Below are 336 nucleotides of genomic sequence, written 5' to 3'. Positions count from 1 at the left end.
AAGAACCCACTTAAAAAACTTTAGAAAATGATTGGGAAGGGACACTCCATATCTCGTACAAGAGAATCTATAGCATATGGCTGGAATCAGGAGAAAGATGCCGAAGTAGTTCTTAAAGAATTTTTGGCAGGAGATACACCGCAGGAGATTGCCGAAGAATTTAAAATCATACAGTCACAAAATGACAGATGCATTAATAACACCTTAAGCTTTGTAGTAAGTCCGACCATAGAAGACGGGAAAAAAATGACCAGGAAAGATCTGGGAGAAATAGCCAAGCAATTCTTGAAAGAGATGAATCTTAGAAATCATCAGGCTATTTCCTTTGTCCATCGA

At 38.1% G+C, this 336-nt stretch carries 1 protein-coding gene; it reads left to right on the top strand.

Annotated features, from left to right (window positions below; genetic code table 11):
• Positions 1-27 precede the first annotated feature (27 nt).
• The coding region (locus tag HC176_RS18220) for a relaxase/mobilization nuclease domain-containing protein (protein ID WP_167920410.1) at positions 28-336 on the top strand (309 nt) is incomplete at its 3' end.

This window comes from Tamlana crocina, assembly GCF_012037625.1.
Note: the sequence above shows the minus strand (reverse complement) of the source record. Positions and strands in the feature narration are given on the sequence as shown.